At 60.4% G+C, this 16,357-nt stretch carries 14 protein-coding genes; 12 read left to right on the top strand and 2 right to left on the bottom strand.

Annotated elements, in window-relative coordinates:
• The first annotated feature begins 297 nt into the window (after window positions 1–297).
• From QB905_RS09145 to flhA, 10 genes are all read left to right on the top strand, one after another.
• Window positions 298–2,553 (top strand): flagellar hook-length control protein FliK, encoded by a 2,256-nt coding sequence (locus QB905_RS09145; protein WP_282974580.1) that lies wholly within the window; start codon window positions 298–300, stop codon window positions 2,551–2,553.
• 10 nt (window positions 2,554–2,563) lie between these two features.
• Window positions 2,564–3,259, top strand: a complete 696-nt coding sequence (locus QB905_RS09140) for a flagellar hook assembly protein FlgD (RefSeq protein ID WP_282974578.1) — start codon at window positions 2,564–2,566, stop codon at window positions 3,257–3,259.
• A 43-nt stretch (window positions 3,260–3,302) separates the two neighbouring features.
• Window positions 3,303–4,778, top strand: coding sequence for a flagellar hook protein FlgE (locus QB905_RS09135; RefSeq protein WP_282974576.1), 1,476 nt, complete (start codon window positions 3,303–3,305; stop codon window positions 4,776–4,778).
• 239 nt (window positions 4,779–5,017) lie between these two features.
• Window positions 5,018–5,299, top strand: coding sequence for a CtrA inhibitor SciP (gene sciP, locus QB905_RS09130; protein WP_282974574.1), 282 nt, complete (start codon window positions 5,018–5,020; stop codon window positions 5,297–5,299).
• Window positions 5,300–5,756: 457 nt separating this feature from the next.
• On the top strand, window positions 5,757–7,436 hold the full coding sequence (fliF, locus tag QB905_RS09125; RefSeq protein ID WP_349252564.1) for a flagellar basal-body MS-ring/collar protein FliF: 1,680 nt from the start codon (window positions 5,757–5,759) through the stop codon (window positions 7,434–7,436).
• A gap of 9 nt (window positions 7,437–7,445) precedes the next feature.
• Window positions 7,446–8,468, top strand: a complete 1,023-nt coding sequence (gene fliG, locus QB905_RS09120; protein ID WP_282974571.1) for a flagellar motor switch protein FliG — start codon at window positions 7,446–7,448, stop codon at window positions 8,466–8,468.
• Window positions 8,469–8,722: 254 nt separating this feature from the next.
• Complete coding sequence (locus QB905_RS09115; protein ID WP_282974570.1) at window positions 8,723–9,373, top strand: FliH/SctL family protein; 651 nt, start codon at window positions 8,723–8,725, stop codon at window positions 9,371–9,373.
• 12 nt (window positions 9,374–9,385) lie between these two features.
• Window positions 9,386–9,715 carry a flagellar motor switch protein FliN gene (gene fliN / locus QB905_RS09110; protein ID WP_282974568.1) on the top strand — a complete coding sequence of 110 codons (330 nt, stop codon included), beginning with the start codon at window positions 9,386–9,388 and terminating at the stop codon, window positions 9,713–9,715.
• Between the two features lie 3 nt (window positions 9,716–9,718).
• On the top strand, window positions 9,719–11,089 hold the full coding sequence (flbD, locus tag QB905_RS09105; RefSeq protein ID WP_282974567.1) for a sigma-54-dependent transcriptional regulator FlbD: 1,371 nt from the start codon (window positions 9,719–9,721) through the stop codon (window positions 11,087–11,089).
• 105 nt (window positions 11,090–11,194) lie between these two features.
• The gene (flhA, locus tag QB905_RS09100) at window positions 11,195–13,285 is read left to right on the top strand and encodes a flagellar biosynthesis protein FlhA (RefSeq protein ID WP_282974566.1); all 2,091 of its coding nucleotides are present in this window, start codon (window positions 11,195–11,197) and stop codon (window positions 13,283–13,285) included.
• Window positions 13,286–13,338: 53 nt separating this feature from the next.
• On the opposite strand, the gene mazF is transcribed toward flhA, so the two are convergent.
• Window positions 13,339–13,671, bottom strand: coding sequence for an endoribonuclease MazF (mazF, locus tag QB905_RS09095; protein WP_282974564.1), 333 nt, complete (start codon window positions 13,669–13,671; stop codon window positions 13,339–13,341).
• Window positions 13,668–13,916: an AbrB/MazE/SpoVT family DNA-binding domain-containing protein gene (locus QB905_RS09090; protein WP_282974562.1), complete on the bottom strand. Its 249-nt coding sequence runs from the start codon at window positions 13,914–13,916 to the stop codon at window positions 13,668–13,670. Before QB905_RS09090 ends, mazF begins: the two co-directional genes overlap by 4 nt.
• 162 nt (window positions 13,917–14,078) lie before the next feature.
• On the opposite strand from QB905_RS09090, the gene QB905_RS09085 reads away from it, so the two are divergent.
• Both QB905_RS09085 and QB905_RS09080 read left to right on the top strand, forming a co-directional pair.
• On the top strand, window positions 14,079–14,708 hold the full coding sequence (locus QB905_RS09085; RefSeq protein WP_282974560.1) for a DUF4282 domain-containing protein: 630 nt from the start codon (window positions 14,079–14,081) through the stop codon (window positions 14,706–14,708).
• A 163-nt stretch (window positions 14,709–14,871) separates the two neighbouring features.
• Window positions 14,872–16,350 (top strand): methyl-accepting chemotaxis protein, encoded by a 1,479-nt coding sequence (locus tag QB905_RS09080; RefSeq protein ID WP_282974558.1) that lies wholly within the window; start codon window positions 14,872–14,874, stop codon window positions 16,348–16,350.
• Window positions 16,351–16,357 lie beyond the last annotated feature (7 nt).

The following is a 16,357-nucleotide window of genomic DNA, read 5'->3' as shown; positions in this document are numbered from 1 at the left end:
TTATGTTTTTTGCCTTGCCTCAGGAAGATCATCTTATCTGTCTGGTTTCAAGTCGTGTGCCACGGCGGTTACCGGGTCAAAAGCGCCGGTTCTCTAGGCAAAATTGGCCGCAGCTAAGGCGAAATAGATCGGAGGTCAGAGGCGGATAATAGAAAAATCATAGTAAAAATATAGGGTTAGCGCGTGGCCCGCCGTTTGCATTCAAGACCTGAACCGGATGCGCAAAATGCGTTGACGCCCGACAGACCGCCTGCCGCGACAAGGCCGGGTGCCTGACCAAGCCCTGAACGCATTTTTATGTCCTTCAACCTGACCTCGCTGATCATGTCCGCTGTCGCCGCCCCATCGGCCGCGACTGGCGACAGCGATGTGCCGGCGACATCCGGGGGGACATCTGCGGCCACCGCTGCTTCGCCGTTCGCGGCCTTGCTGGCCCGGCTGGGCGCGGGCCCGTCCGCAAAGACGGCCGATGCCTCAAAAGACACCGACCCAACCGCTGCCGCACCTCTGGCGGGTCAGACTGCCGTGCCGTTACAGGCCCCGATGGCGACCGCGCCGAGCGCGCCTGTAACCGGTGCGCCTGATGCGTTAGCCACGCAAACACCGGTCACCGATCCGGTCGTGTCTGCGCCATCCGCCCTTCCGTCCGCATCCCTTCCGTCCGCATCTCTGGCGTCCATACCGTCGGTGCCCGTACCGGCTGATCCCGTACAGGCAGTGCCCGTATCGGCTGATCCCGTATCGGCTGTGCCCATACAGGCAGGAGCCGCGACCATCGATCCATCGCTGATGGGCCATGTGGTGGCAAAGGCGGACAACCAAGGGCAGGCCGCATCGCCTCTGCCCGCTCCGCCACAGCCGACACCGCTCAAATCTCCCGTAGCAACGGCTCAGGCCTTGCCATTGCCTGAGGTGGCGCCTGCCGAGATGCCGGTAACCCAGACCGCCACACCTGTGGCCGCCACAGCGGTGCCTGCGCGCAAAAGCCATGCTGACAAGGCGGCTGACGACAAGGCTTCAGATGATAAACCGGCTGCGGATACCGGCGTGAACGCTGCCACCAGCCCGATTCCGGCCATACTGACGGCCATGATGGCTCCGGTGGTTTCAGCGCCGGAGCCGCAAACCCAGAAGCCAGCCGCAGCACAGCCCGCGGAAAGCCACCCCCCGGGAAACCAGCCCCCGGGAAACCAGCCCCCGGAAAATCCGTCCCCCGGAAAATCGTCCGGCAGAGATGCGGTTTCGCCCGATTCCGCCAGTCCGTCTCCGGCAGCCAGGCCTGCCGCGTCGCCGTCATTTGCACCGGTTCAGCCGTCAGGTGAGGCGGGGCATGGGGCGGCGGGCCATGAGGCTGCCAATAGTGCCCGCAATAGTGCCATTGCGTCGGGAGCTTCATCCGGCGCATCATTCGTCGCGCCTGTGGCGTCAGGGTCGGATCAGACACAAAAGTCAGCGCCTCCCGGTTCGGCGCAGGCCTCTGTGGCACCCTCGACCGGCCAGGTTCAGGCCCAGATTCAGGCTCAGACCCAGACCCAGGCTCAGGCTCAGGCTCAGGCTCAGGCTCAGGCTGTTAATGCGCCTGTTTCGGCCCGTCCGGCGTCCAGCCTTACCGGAAAAGCGGCCGAAGCGGTGCGCAACGCGAAAAAGGCGGATGGGGTTCAGGCCTCGGCCTCCGCTGCACCAGCGGCAAACCGTTCCGGTTTTTCGCTCCAGCCCTTATCGGCCTCAGCCGATACCGCTCAACCGGGCAGTAGCTCATCGATTCAGGCGCCCTCTGCGCCTGCGGGACAAGCCACGACGTCAAATCCGGTTCAGAACCAACTCCAGACTCCGGCCCAGACTCCCGCCCAGACTCCGGCCCAGAATAATGTTCCGTCCTCGGCCATGTCGCAGGCCGCCGTACAGACCCTCAGCGATCTCGGCCTGCAAATCCAGCGTCGCGCCTCAGCCGGTTCGAGCCAGTTCCGCGTTGAGCTGACGCCGGGCGATCTTGGCCGGGTCGATGTGGCTCTGACCATCGGGCGCGACGGCACGGCGACGGCGCACCTGACCTTCGATAATCCGCAGACAGCGGCCAGTCTGGCCGACCATATGGGCGAACTGCGCGACCAGTTGCGCCAGACCGGCCTGACCATCGCCGACGACGCCCTGACCTTTGCCGCCACCAAACCGGGGGGCGATGCCGATGCGCGCGCCATGAATACGGCTCAGAACGTATCTCAGGCCGTGGCGCAAAACAGTGCCCATGCCGCCCATGCCGATGCGGCGGCTGCGTCGGGCCCACAGTCCTCTCCCTCTGGCGCGTCCCAAAGCGGCGCATCCCAGAGTGGCGCGCCTCAGAGCGGCAATCTGAACAATGGCTTCGGACAAAACGCCTACCCGCAGGGCCAGGGCGGCGGTCATCCGCAACAGGCCGCCCGCCAGCTTCAAAACGCCAGCCGCCTTGACGCCTCCGGTGCCGACATCGGCATCGAGGGCGGGCTTGATGCGGCGCTTAATGCCTTACGCAACCGTCCCACCTCTTCGCGCCTCGCGCTGAATCTCATCGTCTAGGAGCCTTATCATGGTCGATGCCACCTCTGGTTTAATGCCGTCCACTTCCACTTCCTCCACCACAAATTCCTCCAGCACCAGTTCATCATCGACGTCGAACAGTAATGGCGCCGCCGACCTGACCGGCAACTACACCACCTTTCTCAACCTGCTGACGGCGCAGATCAAGAATCAGGATCCTTTGTCGCCGATGGATACCACGCAGTGGACCAATCAGCTTGTCCAGTATTCCGGCGTCGAGCAGCAGCTCAAGGCTAACCAGTATCTCGAATCGCTGGTCAATGCGGGCACGCAAGGCTCGATGAATGCCGCCGTCGGCTATATCGGCAAGACAGTCAGCGCCGATCAGAGCACCTCCACCCTCGCCAATGGTCAGGCCTCCTGGCAATACGCCCTGGGCGGCACCGCCGATTCCGCCACCATGACCATCGCTGACAGCACCGGCACGGTGGTCTGGAAAGGCGATGCGCCCGATCTGACCGCCGGTGCGCACACCTTCACCTGGAACGGCACGGATTCCTCCGGCAAGGCCCTGCCCGCCGGTGACTATACGCTGAGTGTGGCCGCCAAGAATGTGGCGGGCGATGTGTCTTCGGCGGTCGGCATTACGGGCGTCGTTACCTCGGCCCAGAATGTCAACGGCGTGGTTCAGCTCCAGGTCGGCAATACTTCCATCCCGCTCACCAATATTTCCGGGGTTTCCTAAAAACCCGGCCCTTCATCTTCTTGTTTCCATCAGGAGTCCTATCATGAGCATTAACAGCGCCATGCAGTCCGGCATCACCGCCCTGGCCGCCAATTCGACGGCCCTGGGGACGATCTCCAACAATATCGCTAATTCCAACACCACCGGTTACAAGCGTATCCTGACCAGCTTCACCGACCTCGTTTCGGGCGGGGCTGAAAAATCGTCCTTCTCGTCGGGCGGGGTGGTGGCGGTCAACCGTCAGACCACGACCAACCAGGGCGAACTGAACAATGATACCGGCGGCTACAGCATGGGTGTCAACGGTCAGGGCTTTTTTGTCGTCTCAGATTCCTCGGCTCCCGTGACGTCGGGTTCATCACTTCTATTCACGCGCGACGGTTCGTTCACGCCAGATACCCAGGGTAATCTGGTCAATGCCGGCGGCTATTATCTCGAAGGCTGGCCCGCCGATACCAGTGGCAATATCGACACCAGCGCTACTGACCAGTCCAAACTGTCGCCGATCAATGTCAGCGATCTGGCCAACAAGCCCGCCGCATCGACCGCCATCACCTTTGCTGCCAATCTCAACTCCATGACGCCTGTATCGACGGCGGCCAGCACCACCTATGCGGCGGGCTCCAATGGCCCACCGGCGGTATCACCGGTAGGTTATTCGGCCTCCGACCCTCTGACGGCCATGTCGACCTACGATGCCACTACGAATACCGGCACCAAACCCGATTCAACGATTTCGACCACAATTTCCGATTCGCTCGGGCAGGCGCATACGGTCACCATCTCGTTGCTGAAAACCGGTCCCTCGACCTGGAGCTATGAAGTCTCATCGCCCGACATAACAAGCGGCAATACGGCTATCGTGCCCTCGTCACCCGCCGCCACCGCCGATCTGCACCAGCTCGGCACCGGCACGCTGACCTTTGACGGCAGCGGCAATCTGACCAGCACTACGGGCATTCTGAGTACCGGCATAGCGGTCGCGGCGGCGGGCACGACCGGCACGACGGCGGCACCCGCCTGGGCCGCTTCGACAGGTGCCGCAGGTACTGTTGCCGGCACCCCCCTGACCTTCGGCCTCGGCACGGGCGGTAAAAGTACGATTACCCAGGTCAACAGCGATTCCACCACGACCTCGGTCAAGGCTAACGGCACAGAATTCGCCAATCTGGCCAAGGTCAATATCGGCACGGACGGCGTGGTGACCGCCGTCTATCAAAATGGCGACACGCGCACACTGGCTCAGGTGGCCCTGGCCACCTTCCTCAATTCCAACGGCCTGACCCCGGTGACGGGCAATGCCTATCAGGTTTCGACCGATTCCGGCGCCTTCCTGCTCAAGACGCCGGGCTCGAACGGCGCGGGTTCAATCGATCCCAATACGCTCGAAGCCTCGACGGTCGATCTGGCCCAGGAATTTACCGGCCTGATCACGACGCAGCGCGCCTATTCGGCGGCGTCGAAGATCGTCACCACCGCCGATCAGATGCTTCAGGAACTTTTGAGCCTCAAGCAATAATATTAAATTAGTGTAGTCGTAAAATGTGCGATTATTTTACTATTACACAAAGCATACTTTCAAAATAAGAATGTTAATCGTGCGTTAATATTGAAGCATTGGCATTTTATATGCTGAACAAAGCCTTAACGGGTGGCGCTAACTTTCGTTAGTCATATGTTTACTATGGCGATTAAGCGGATGTTATGACAGATCGTGTAGATTGATCAGCATGTGATGGTCAAACAAGGCAAAATGCCATGCTTCAAGAACAGCGCCGCGACAATAAAGGCGAAAAATACGTGATTGGTCCTACCGGGGCAAAACTGACTCTGAATGATCTCCCGCCTGTCGGCACGGAGCGTTGGGTCATCCGCCGCAAGGCGGAGGTGGTGGCTGCCGTGCGCGGCGGTCTTCTGACCTTCGATGAGGCGTGCGAACGCTACAATATTACGTCCGAGGAATTTCTCGGCTGGCAAAAGGCGATTGAAAGCCACGGTATGGCCGGTTTGCGCACCACCCGCATCCAGTCCTATCGCTAGAGCAACGAGCGTTTAATTTGACTTACAAATTGAATGCGAGATGCGGAAAAACGGAAAATGTAGAGTGGGTTGCATTCCTTTGACCGATTCAATCAGAATGCAGACCACCTAGAGCAACGAGCGTTTAATTTGACTTACAAATTGAATGCGAGATGCGGAAAAACGTAAAATGTAGAGCGGATTGCATTCTTTTGACCGATTCCATCAGAATGCAGACCACCTAGTCTGTTCCCGAAAGGGAAACGCAACGCATCGCGTTTTGCGGCCACGTCCGGTAACGGTCGTGGCCGTTTGCTTTTGCGTTGCGGGATGGCCGAAATAAAAAATAAACACTGTTATTTGATTTAATTCATAAATCTTAACGCAGCCGTTAAGACCTAATTAACGCCGCACTGGGAAATTATTGCCTGGTACGGGCGGCCTTGGGTCGCCCGCTTAGGTGATGGGGCAGGGATCAGTGGAGTCCTTTTTTAACGGTCTGCAACGCTTCGGTATCGGGCGGCTGACGGCTATTCTGGGCGCGGCGGGCGGCGTTGCGGCGGTTCTCGCCATGGTGATCCTGCACGTCAGCGCTCAGCCGCAATCCCTGCTCTATTCGAACCTCGATCTGAAAGAGGCTTCGCAAATCACCCAGACGCTCGATCAGGCGGGCATCAAATACGAAGCCAAGGGTGATGGCTCGACCATCATGGTGAACCGCGATGAGGTGGCCAAGGCGCGCATGATGCTGGCCTCAAAGGGCCTGCCGACAGCGGCCAGCGTCGGTTATGAGATCTTCGACAAGGCCCCGACGCTCGGTCAGACCGAATTCGTGCAGAATCTCGATAATCAGCGCGCCCTCGAAGGTGAGCTGGCGCGCACCATCGACACCTTGCAGGGCATTTCCTCGACGCGCGTCCATCTGGTTATGCCGAGGCGTGATCTGTTCAGTGAAACGCAGGCCCAGCCGACGGCCTCGGTGGTTGTGGCATTGTCTGGTGGCGATTTAAGCGCTGAATCGGTGCGCGCCATCCGTAATCTGGTGGCGGGGGCCGTACCCAATCTCAAGCCGGAAAACGTCACCCTGGTCGATGACCGTAACCATTTGCTGGCGGCGGGCGGCGAGGGCGATGATGCGCTCGACAGCGCCGGTATGGCCGAAAAGAACGCGGTGGAAGACGCCATGCGCAAGCGGGTGCTGGATATTGTCGAGGGCGTAGTGGGCCGTGGCGCGGCGCGTGTCATGGTGTCAGCCGATGTCGATCAGTCATCCACCACCCAGGAACAGGTCGAATATAATCCCGATGGTCAGGTGGTGCGCTCCACCTCGACCAATTCCAACAGCGAATCATCGAGCGATCCCAATGCCGGCGGCGCCACCACGGCCTCGGCCAATATTCCCGGCACGCAACAGGCCCCCAATATCGCCACCACGTCCGGCAATAATTCGAAGCAGGATTCGGAAATCACCAATTATGAGATTTCGACCACCAAGACAACCAAGGTGACCGGCCCCGGTCAGATTAAGAAGCTGGCCATCTCGGTGGCGGTCGATGATGTGGCCGTGCCGTCAAAGGACGGCAAGTCGCCGCCCACCTATCAGAAGCGCTCCGATGCCGACATCCAGAAGATTCACGATCTGGTGGCCGCCGCCGTCGCTGCCTATGAGCAACCGGGTGATCCCGATCCGGTCAAGGTGGTCAATATCAGCTTCAACCATGATGTGGATGATGGCGAAGGCACACTGGTCAAGAAGTCGCTGCTCGACTTCACCAAGAATGACATCATGCGCGCCGCTGAAATGGTGGTTCTGCTGATCGTGGCGCTTCTGACGGTCTTCCTGGTGGCGCGTCCGCTGATCAAGTTCATCGGCACCCAGCCCGGCTATCTGGTCGCCGCCAATGGTGGTGCGCAACTGGCGGGGCCGGGCGGCGTGCAGATGGCGGGTGCGGGGGCGCTTGAAGGCGGGCAGGCCGGTTATCCGGCCATCGGCGCCGCCAACCAGATGGTGCCGGCCCCGGCGGGCGACGAGCGCATCGATATTGCGCGCATCGAAGGCCAGGTGCGCGTTTCCTCGGTCAAGAAGGTGTCGGAATTCGTCGAGCGCCACCCCGATGAGTCGGTGTCGATCCTGCGATCCTGGCTCCATGACACTTAGGGCATAAGCATGGCGCGCAGCAATGTCATAGATGATGCAAAAAAGCTTTCCGGCGTCGAAAAAGCGGCGGTGGTTCTGCTGGCGCTTGGCGAGGATCATGTCGCCCTGTGGCAGGCGCTCGACGAAGAGGAAATCAAGGAAATTTCCCAGGCCATGTCGAGCCTGGGCACGGTGTCTTCGACGGTCACCGAGGAATTGCTGGTCGAATTTGTGTCGGGCATGTCGTCTTCGGGAACGATCATGGGCTCGTTCGAGCAGACCCAGCGCCTGCTCGGCTCCTTCCTGCCGAGCGAAAAGGTCGAGGCCCTCATGGAGGAGATCCGCGGTCCGGCGGGCCGCACCATGTGGGACAAGCTGGGCAACGTCAATGAAGCGGTGCTGGCCAATTATCTGAAGAACGAATATCCGCAAACCGTGGCCGTCGTGCTGTCGAAGATCAAGGCCGACCACGCCTCGCGCGTTTTGTCTTCCCTGCCGGAAGATTTTGCGCTCGAATGCGTGCAGCGCATGTTGCGCATGGAGCCGGTGCAGCGCGAAATCCTCGACAAGATCGAGCAGACCCTGCGCGTTGAATTCATGTCCAATCTGGCGCGGACGAGCAAGCGCGACTCGCATGAGCTGATGGCCGAAATCTTCAACAATTTCGACCGCCAGACCGAAAGCCGCTTCGTGGCGGCGCTGGAAGAACGCAACCGCGAATCGGCTGAGCGCATCCGCGCCCTGATGTTCGTTTTCGAGGATCTGTCAAAGCTCGATCCGGGCGGCGTCCAGACGCTTTTACGCGCCGTCGAAAAGGATCAGCTCGCCCTGGCGCTGAAAGGGGCCTCGGATGGTTTGCGCGATATGTTCATGTCCAATATGTCGGAACGCGCCGCCAAGATCATGCGCGACGATATGGAAAGCATGGGGCCTGTGCGTCTGAAAGATGTCGATGCGGCCCAGATGGCTATGGTGCAGGCCGCCAAGGATCTGGCCGCCAAGGGCGAAATCATGCTGGCCGGCCAGGGAGGCGATGATGAGCTTATTTATTAACGGCCTCTCGACGAGCATCGCCTCCATCTTCTCCTCCCCATTTTATGGGGAGGGGAACCGCGAAGCGGTGGAGGGGTATCTTGTGATGTCGGTTAACCCCTCCGTCTCGACGCGCTTCGCTTGCTCGACACCTCCCCATGTAATGGGGAGGAGGGGGGTCGCATGACCGAAGCCGTGCAACATAAACGTTTCGATTTCGGCACCGCGCTCAAGCAGCGAAGCGTTAGCGCACCTCAAATGGAGGTGCCGACGCAATGACCGAAGCCGTGCAACATAAACGTTTCGATTTCGGCACCGTCTTCGATGGCGGCGGCAAGGTGGTGTCGGCCCCGAAGCGTGAGAAGAAGGCCTATACGCCCGAAGAGGTGGAGGCGATCCGTATCCAGGCCTATGCCGAGGGCGAAGCGTCGGCGCTGGCGCGCGCCCAGATGGCGCAGGCCGCAGCGCAGCAGCAACTGGCTGATGCGGCGCAGGCGGGCTTAAGCCACATCACTCAGGCCGTGCAAAATCACAAGGAACTGGCCGTCAAACTGGCCCTGGCCTGTGCGCAGAAGATCGCCGCCGAAGCGCTGGATCGTTTTCCGCAGGCCCCGCTCGATGCCGCGCTGGCCGCGCTGGGGCAGGAGATTCAGCCCGCCACGCGGCTGGTTCTGTTCGCCCGCGATCCCGATCACGACCTGAAGGCCGCCGCCAGTGACGCCGCCGCTATGGCCGGCTTCATGGGCCAGATTCAGTTCCGCGATAATCCCGCCCTGCCAAAGGGCGCCTTCGAAGTGGTCTGGCCGGAAGGCCGGGCCGATTACGACCCGCAAACCGTCTTTGCCACGCTGGAGCGCGCTCTTGCTGAAGCGCTCGAAGCCGAAGCCTATCACCAGTCGCGCGCCCACGGCGCACCTCATCAATAAGGAGGCCAGCTCATGGCCGATCTCGGTCTGGAAGATTTTGAAGAAACGCCGCAAACCGGCCATGTGCCTGATGATGACGGCGATAAGTCGGCGGTCGATCTGGCTCCGGTTTTCGATGTGCCGGTCAATATTTCGGCGGTGCTGGGCAAGTCCTATATGTCGGTGTCGCAACTGCTCAAACTGGGGCAGGGCAGCGTGCTGGAGCTTGACCGCAAGGTGGGCGAGGCCATCGACATCTATGTCAATAACCGCCTGGTGGCGCGCGGCGAAGTGGTGGTGGTCGATGACCGCCTGGGCGTGACCATGACGGAAATCATTAAATCCGAAGATGCAGGAAACTAGGCCATGAGACTGTTAGTTGTAGGACGCCTGAGCGGACAACTCTCTTCCGCGGTCAAGATGGCGATGGAGGCGGGCGCGAAAGTGGCCCATGTCGAAACCGGCGCGCAGGCCACCGATGCGCTGCGCAAAGGTCAGGGCGCTGACCTTCTGATGGTCGATTACGAACTCGACATCAGGGGCCTGATCGAGGCCAATGAGCGCGAGCATATCTTCGTCACCGTCGTGGCTTTCGGCGTCAATCCCGATCCGCGCAAGGCCGCCTTTGCCATTACAGCCGGGGCCAAGGAATTCATTCCCCTGCCGCCCGATGCGGAGCTGATCGCGGCGGTGCTGGCGGCGGTATCGGACGATTCGCGTCCGCTGGTGACGGTCGATCCCTCGATGCAGGCCGTGATGAAGCTGGCCGATCAGGTAGCGGCGTCGGACGCCTCGATCCTGATCACCGGCGAAAGCGGTGTCGGCAAGGAGGTGATGGCGCGTTATCTGCACGAAAAGTCAAAGCGCGCGCAAAAGCCGTTCATCTCGGTCAATTGCGCCGCCATTCCCGATAATCTGCTCGAATCGGAACTGTTCGGCCACGAAAAGGGCGCCTTTACCGGCGCGATGGCGCGGCGCATCGGCAAGTTCGAGGAGGCCGATGGCGGCACGCTGCTGCTTGACGAAATCTCCGAAATGGATGCGCGCCTTCAGGCCAAGCTGCTGCGCGCCCTTCAGGAAAGGGTGATCGACCGCGTGGGCGGCGCCAAGCCCGTGCCGGTCAATATCCGCGTCCTGGCCACCTCCAACCGCAATCTGGCCCAGGCGGTCAAGGACGGCACCTTCCGCGAAGACCTGTTGTACCGCCTCAATGTCATCAATCTGGCCCTGCCGCCCCTGCGCGAACGGCCCGCCGATATTCTGGCCCTGTCGGACTATTTCGCCAAGAAATATTCCGAAGCCAATGCCATTGCATTGAAGCCGGTGTCGCTGGAGGCGCGCCGCCGTTTGCAGGCCCATCCGTGGCCCGGCAATGTCCGCGAACTGGAAAACGCCATGCACCGCGCTGTTCTTTTGTCGAGCGGCGACGAGATCGATGCCGAATCGATCCGCCTGCCCGATGGCCAGCCGCTCAATCCGGTAGCGCCGATCGGCATGGACTATGTCAATCACGCCGCTCAGGCCTCGATCAGCGCGGCGCGTACTTTCGTCGGTTCCACCGTGGCCGAGGTCGAGCAAAAGCTGATCCTCGATACGCTTAGCCATTGCCTCGGCAACCGCACCCACGCCGCCAATATCCTCGGCATCTCGATCCGCACCCTGCGCAACAAGCTGAAAGAATATGGCGAGGCCGGCATTCCGGTGCCCGCCCCGCAATCGGGAGCCAGCGCGGCATAATTCAGGCCGGTGAGGCGCAGTTTGGTTAACCCCTATTAACCAATCATTCACCAGCTACCGGGTAGATTTTGCCGGGTACAGCGTCATACATCCCGGAGGCCCTTCGTGGCACAAGCTATCGCCGCGCCGGCTTTTAAATTCTCCGAGATTTCCGGCTGGCTGAGGCGCGGCGAGGTCATCATGGCCATCGGCGTGATCTCGATCATCGTGATCCTGATCCTGCCCATGCCGCCGTGGGTGCTCGACATCCTGCTGTCTTTGTCGATCACCTCGGCGATCCTGATCCTGATGACCGGCCTCTTTATCAAGAAGCCGCTGGAATTTTCATCCTTTCCGACCGTTTTGCTGGTCACCACCCTGTTCCGGCTGGCGCTCAACATCACCTCGATGCGTATCATCCTGACCCACGGCCAGGACGGCGAACATGCGGCGGGGGCGGTCATCAACGCCTTCGGCGAACTGATGACCCAGGGCAATTTCATCATCGGCCTGATCCTGTTTTCGATCCTCGTGCTGGTCAATTTCGTGGTCATCACCAAGGGTTCGGGGCGTATCGCCGAAGTGGCGGCGCGCTTTACGCTTGATTCGATGCCGGGCAAGCAGATGGCCATCGACGCCGATCTCAGCTCCGGCCTGATCGATTCCGAAGAAGCCAAGCGCCGCCGCAAAGAAGTCGAGCTGGAATCGGGCTTTTTCGGCGCGATGGACGGTGCCTCGAAATTCGTGCGCGGCGATGCCGTGGCCGGGATTGTCATCACCATTGTCAATATCGTCGGCGGGATGCTGATCGGCATCTTGCAGCACGGCATGGCTCCGGGCGAGGCAGCGCACACCTATATCCTGCTGACCATCGGTGACGGCCTTGTCACCCAGATTCCGGCCCTGATCATCTCGATTGCCGCCGGTTTTCTGGTGTCGAAGGCGGGCGTTGACGGTTCGGCCGACAAGGCGATTGTGCTGCAACTGGCCAAGAATCCGGTGGCGCTGGGCATGGTGTCGGCGGCTTCGGGCATTATCGGGCTCATTCCGGGGATGCCGATCATCTTTTTCGGCGCCATCGCCCTGGCAACCGGTGGGCTGGCCTGGAAGCTGGGCCGCACGCCCGCCCCTCCGACCAAGGCCGAACTCGACGCGGTGGCCGCCGCCAACGCCCCGCCGGAGGATGAGCCGATCTCGGCCTCGCTGGCGATTGACGACATCAAGATCGAGCTGGGTCTGGGGCTATTGGGCCTGATCAATGATCTGGATGGCCGCAAGCTGACCGATCAGATCAAGGCGCTGCGCCGGACGCTGGCGCAGGAATATGGTTTCGTCATGCCGTCGGTGCGTATCCTCGACAATATGCGTCTGGCCTCGCAGGGCTATTGCGTGCGCATCAAGGAGATGGAGGCGGGCACGGGCGAGGTGCGCATCGGCTCGCTGATGGCGATGGACCCGTCGGGCCGTCAGGTGGAACTGCCGGGCGACCATACCAAGGAGCCGGCCTTCGGCCTGCCCGCTACCTGGATCGACAGCGCCTTGCGCGAAGAAGCCACCTTCCTGGGCTATACGATTGTCGATCCGGCCACGGTCATCACCACCCACCTGACCGAAATCCTCAAGGACAATATGGCCGATCTTCTGTCCTATGGCGAACTGTCGAAGCTTTTGCGCGACCTGCCTTCGGACGAGAAGAAGCTGGCCGAAGACCTGATCCCGTCCGTGGTGTCGGTGGCCACCTTGCAGCGCGTCATGCAGGCCCTGCTGAAAGAGCGCGTGTCGGTGCGCGACCTGCCCGCCATTCTGGAGGCGCTCGGCGAAGCGGCGGCGCACACCAAGTCGATCACCCAGATGGTCGAGCATGTGCGGGCGCGTCTGGCGCGGCAAATCTGCTGGCAGAACCGCTCGGACGATGGCTCCCTGCCGATTGTTACCCTGTCGCATGATTGGGAAAACGCCTTCGCCTCGTCGCTGGTCGGCCAGGGCGATGACAAGCAACTGACGATGGCCCCCTCAGCCTTGCAGGAGTTTATCCGCGCCGTGCGTGACACGTTTGAGCGCGTATCGATGACCGGCGAGGTGGCGGTGCTGCTGACCTCGCCCACTATCCGGCCCTTTGTGCGCTCGATCATCGAACGCTTCCGCGCCTCGACCGTGGTGATGAGCCAGAACGAAATCCATCCCAAGGTGCGGCTGAAGACGGTGGGGCAGGTCTAGGGATTTTGCCACGAAAGTTTATTCTTGTTTGCCCCGGTTAAAGCATGGACGTTCTAAGGCCGCCCGATCAGCGCGCGGGCGAATTTGCGCACCTGGCTGAGTTCGGTTGCAGTGGCGGCACCGATTTTCTCGATATTGCGCGCCGTCCAGTCAAGGCTTTTGATCTGGTCGGACAGCACCACGCCCTCACGATGAGCGGCCACCCTGACCTCCCACGGATTACCTTTGATTTTTGTGGTCATCGGGCAGCAAATCATCAGTGATGTACGGCTGTTATAGGCCGATGGGCTCAGGATAAGCGCCGGTCGGCGGCCTGATTGCTCGTGGCCGGCCTGCGGATCGAAATCCAGCCATACAATGTCGCCCTGATCGGGGACGAAGCTCATTCGCCGCCTTCCTGTCCAAGCGCAGGGCCTGTGCCGACGAAGCCATGCAGATTATCAGGCGTAAGCAGCGCTATCATGGCATCGAGATCGGCCTCGTCTTCCATTTCGGCGGAGCGGATGTGAATCACGCCGTCAACCAGTTCAACCTCTACCTTCTGATCGATATGCAGATTGGCGCGCCGCATAATATCGGCGGGAATCCGCACAGAAGGGCTGTTGCCCCATTTTTTCAATGTCGTCAGCATATCGTGACCTTCATGTCCGGAAGAAGCATCGATATGTTTAGCATGACATGGAAAATGTCGCAACATTGTATCAACATCGCGCTGCCCCTTGACAATCCGGCCCTATCCCCGCTTTAGCTTTAGGGCATGAGGCGGTTTTCGCCTGCCGGGAGAACAGGTGCGATGAAGCGTGTGATGCGACAGGTGTTCGGTTCAAGCCGTCCAAAGGATATCTGGCTCGACATGCTGACCTTCGACCGGCTCAATACGCGCGCCCTGATTCACATCGTTTACTGGGCGGGCTTAAGCCTGCTGATCATTGCGGCGTTCGGCGTGCTGGGCGTGGCGGTCGGCAATGCCCTGTCCGATAATTCGCCGATGGCTTATCTGTTGTCCCTGCCCATGCTGGTGGTGGGCTGGCTGGCCATACTGATCGGCATGATCGTGTGGCGCGTCCTGTGCGGCTTCATCCTGTCGGTCATGGGCATTGGCGAGGATCTGCGGGCCTTGCGCCAGATGCAGGAGCAGCAGGGCGGACTTGCCATGTCGAACACGTTGATCACGCCATTTGCGCCTGAAGTCGATGCGCCTGAAGTCGATGCGCCTGAAGTCGATGCGCCTAAATCTTATGCGTCTGAGGCTGATGCGCCCGCCCCCTTTTCCGAAGCCGCCCGTGCCAGGCCATCACGCAAAAAAAGCGTGGAAAGTGCGGCTGACACCGTTGCACCGGAGCCGGTGGAATCGCCGACCGCAGGCGAGAATATTCTCGAAGACCCGTTTTTCCGCCCACGTTTTGCAAAGCCGGAAAACTGACAGGTTTTGCGCACCTCGCACAGCCATGCGACAAATATCAACCTAAAGATGTAAAACTATTTTACGATAAATAGCTTATTAACGCATAGGTGGTCATTCTGCTCTGACGGAGACAAGGGGACAACACACGTTCCGCTTGAAAAGCGGATGTCTCTCGGAGGGTATGCGTATGTTTTTCAAGGCCGCCGACAATAACGACAAAGCCATCATTGCCGCACTGAACGCCTCACAGGCCATCATCGAGTTCACGCCGCGCGGTGATATTCTGACCGCCAATGACAACTTCCTCAAGACCGTCGGCTACAGGCTCGATGAACTGGCCGGACGCCACCACAGCCTGTTTTGCGACCCCGCCTATGCCGCCAGCGATGCTTACCGCGCCTTCTGGCAGGATCTGGCCGCCGGTCATTTCCGCGCCGACACCTTCAAGCGTCAGGGCAAGGGCGGGCGCATCATCTGGTTGCAGGCCAGCTATAATCCGATCCGCAATGACGCAGGCAAGGTGATCAAGGTGATCAAGTTCGCCACCGACATCACCGCGCAACGCCGGAACGAACTCGATGTGGCGGGCAAGATTGCGGCCATCGACCGCTCTCAGGCGGTGATCGAATTCACGCCGACGGGCGACATCCTGACGGCGAACGGCAATTTTCTGGCCGCGGTCGGCTACGAACTGGGTGAGATCGCCGGTCGTCACCACCGCATGTTTTGCGAACCGGATTATGTGGCGTCTGAGGCCTATCGTGAGTTCTGGGCGCGGCTGGGGCGCGGTGAATTCCAGTCGGGCGAGTTTAAACGTGTCGGCAGGGGCGGACGCGAAATCTATATTCAGGCCATTTACAGCCCGATTCTCGATGATGCCGGTCAGGTGATCAAGGTGGTCAAGTTCGCCAGCGACGTGACGAAGATGGTGCATCGCCGTCAGGGCAGCGAACGCGCCAATCGTAATTTCGGCACGGTGGTGGGCCAGATTTTTGAGGCGCAGGAAAAGGCGACCGTGGCCAGCGGCGCCTCCAGCGAAACCGGCGCCATCATCAATTCGGTGGCTGCCGCTTCGGAAGAGTTATCGCAAAGCGTGCGCGCCATTTCCGACAATATGTCGAGCGCGCGCACCAGTGTGGAGGGCGTCTTCAAGCACGCCGAAACCGCCAATCTGTCCGCCGAAACGCTCAACAAATCGGCCTCAGCCATGAATAATGTCGTGACCCTGATCAGCGACATCGCCGGCCAGATCAATCTGCTGGCGCTCAACGCCACCATCGAATCGGCGCGCGCCGGTGAGGCCGGCAAGGGGTTTGCCGTCGTCGCTTCCGAGGTCAAGAGCCTGGCCAATCAGGCGGCGCGTTCCACCCAGACCATTGCCGGTGAGATCGCCACCATGCAGTCGGTGACGAATGAGGTGGTGGAGGCGCTCGGCCTGATTTCGGGCTCGATGACCCATGTGCTCGAAAACGTCGCCTCGGTGGCCAGTGCGATGGAACAGCAAAATTCCGTCACCAGCGAGATCACCTATAATATGCAGTCGGCGGTCACCGCCGTGCGCGAAATCACCGACAGCCTGGCCAATATCAACCAGACCTTCTCGCAGGTGGCTGAAACCTCAGAAAATGTGCGGCGCGAAATGGACGCTCTGGCGGCGTGATGCGGTA

Origin of the sequence: Asticcacaulis sp. EMRT-3, assembly GCF_030027245.1 — a bacterium.
In the GTDB taxonomy this organism is placed as follows: domain Bacteria; phylum Pseudomonadota; class Alphaproteobacteria; order Caulobacterales; family Caulobacteraceae; genus Asticcacaulis.
This window is presented reverse-complemented; position numbering and strand designations above follow the sequence as displayed.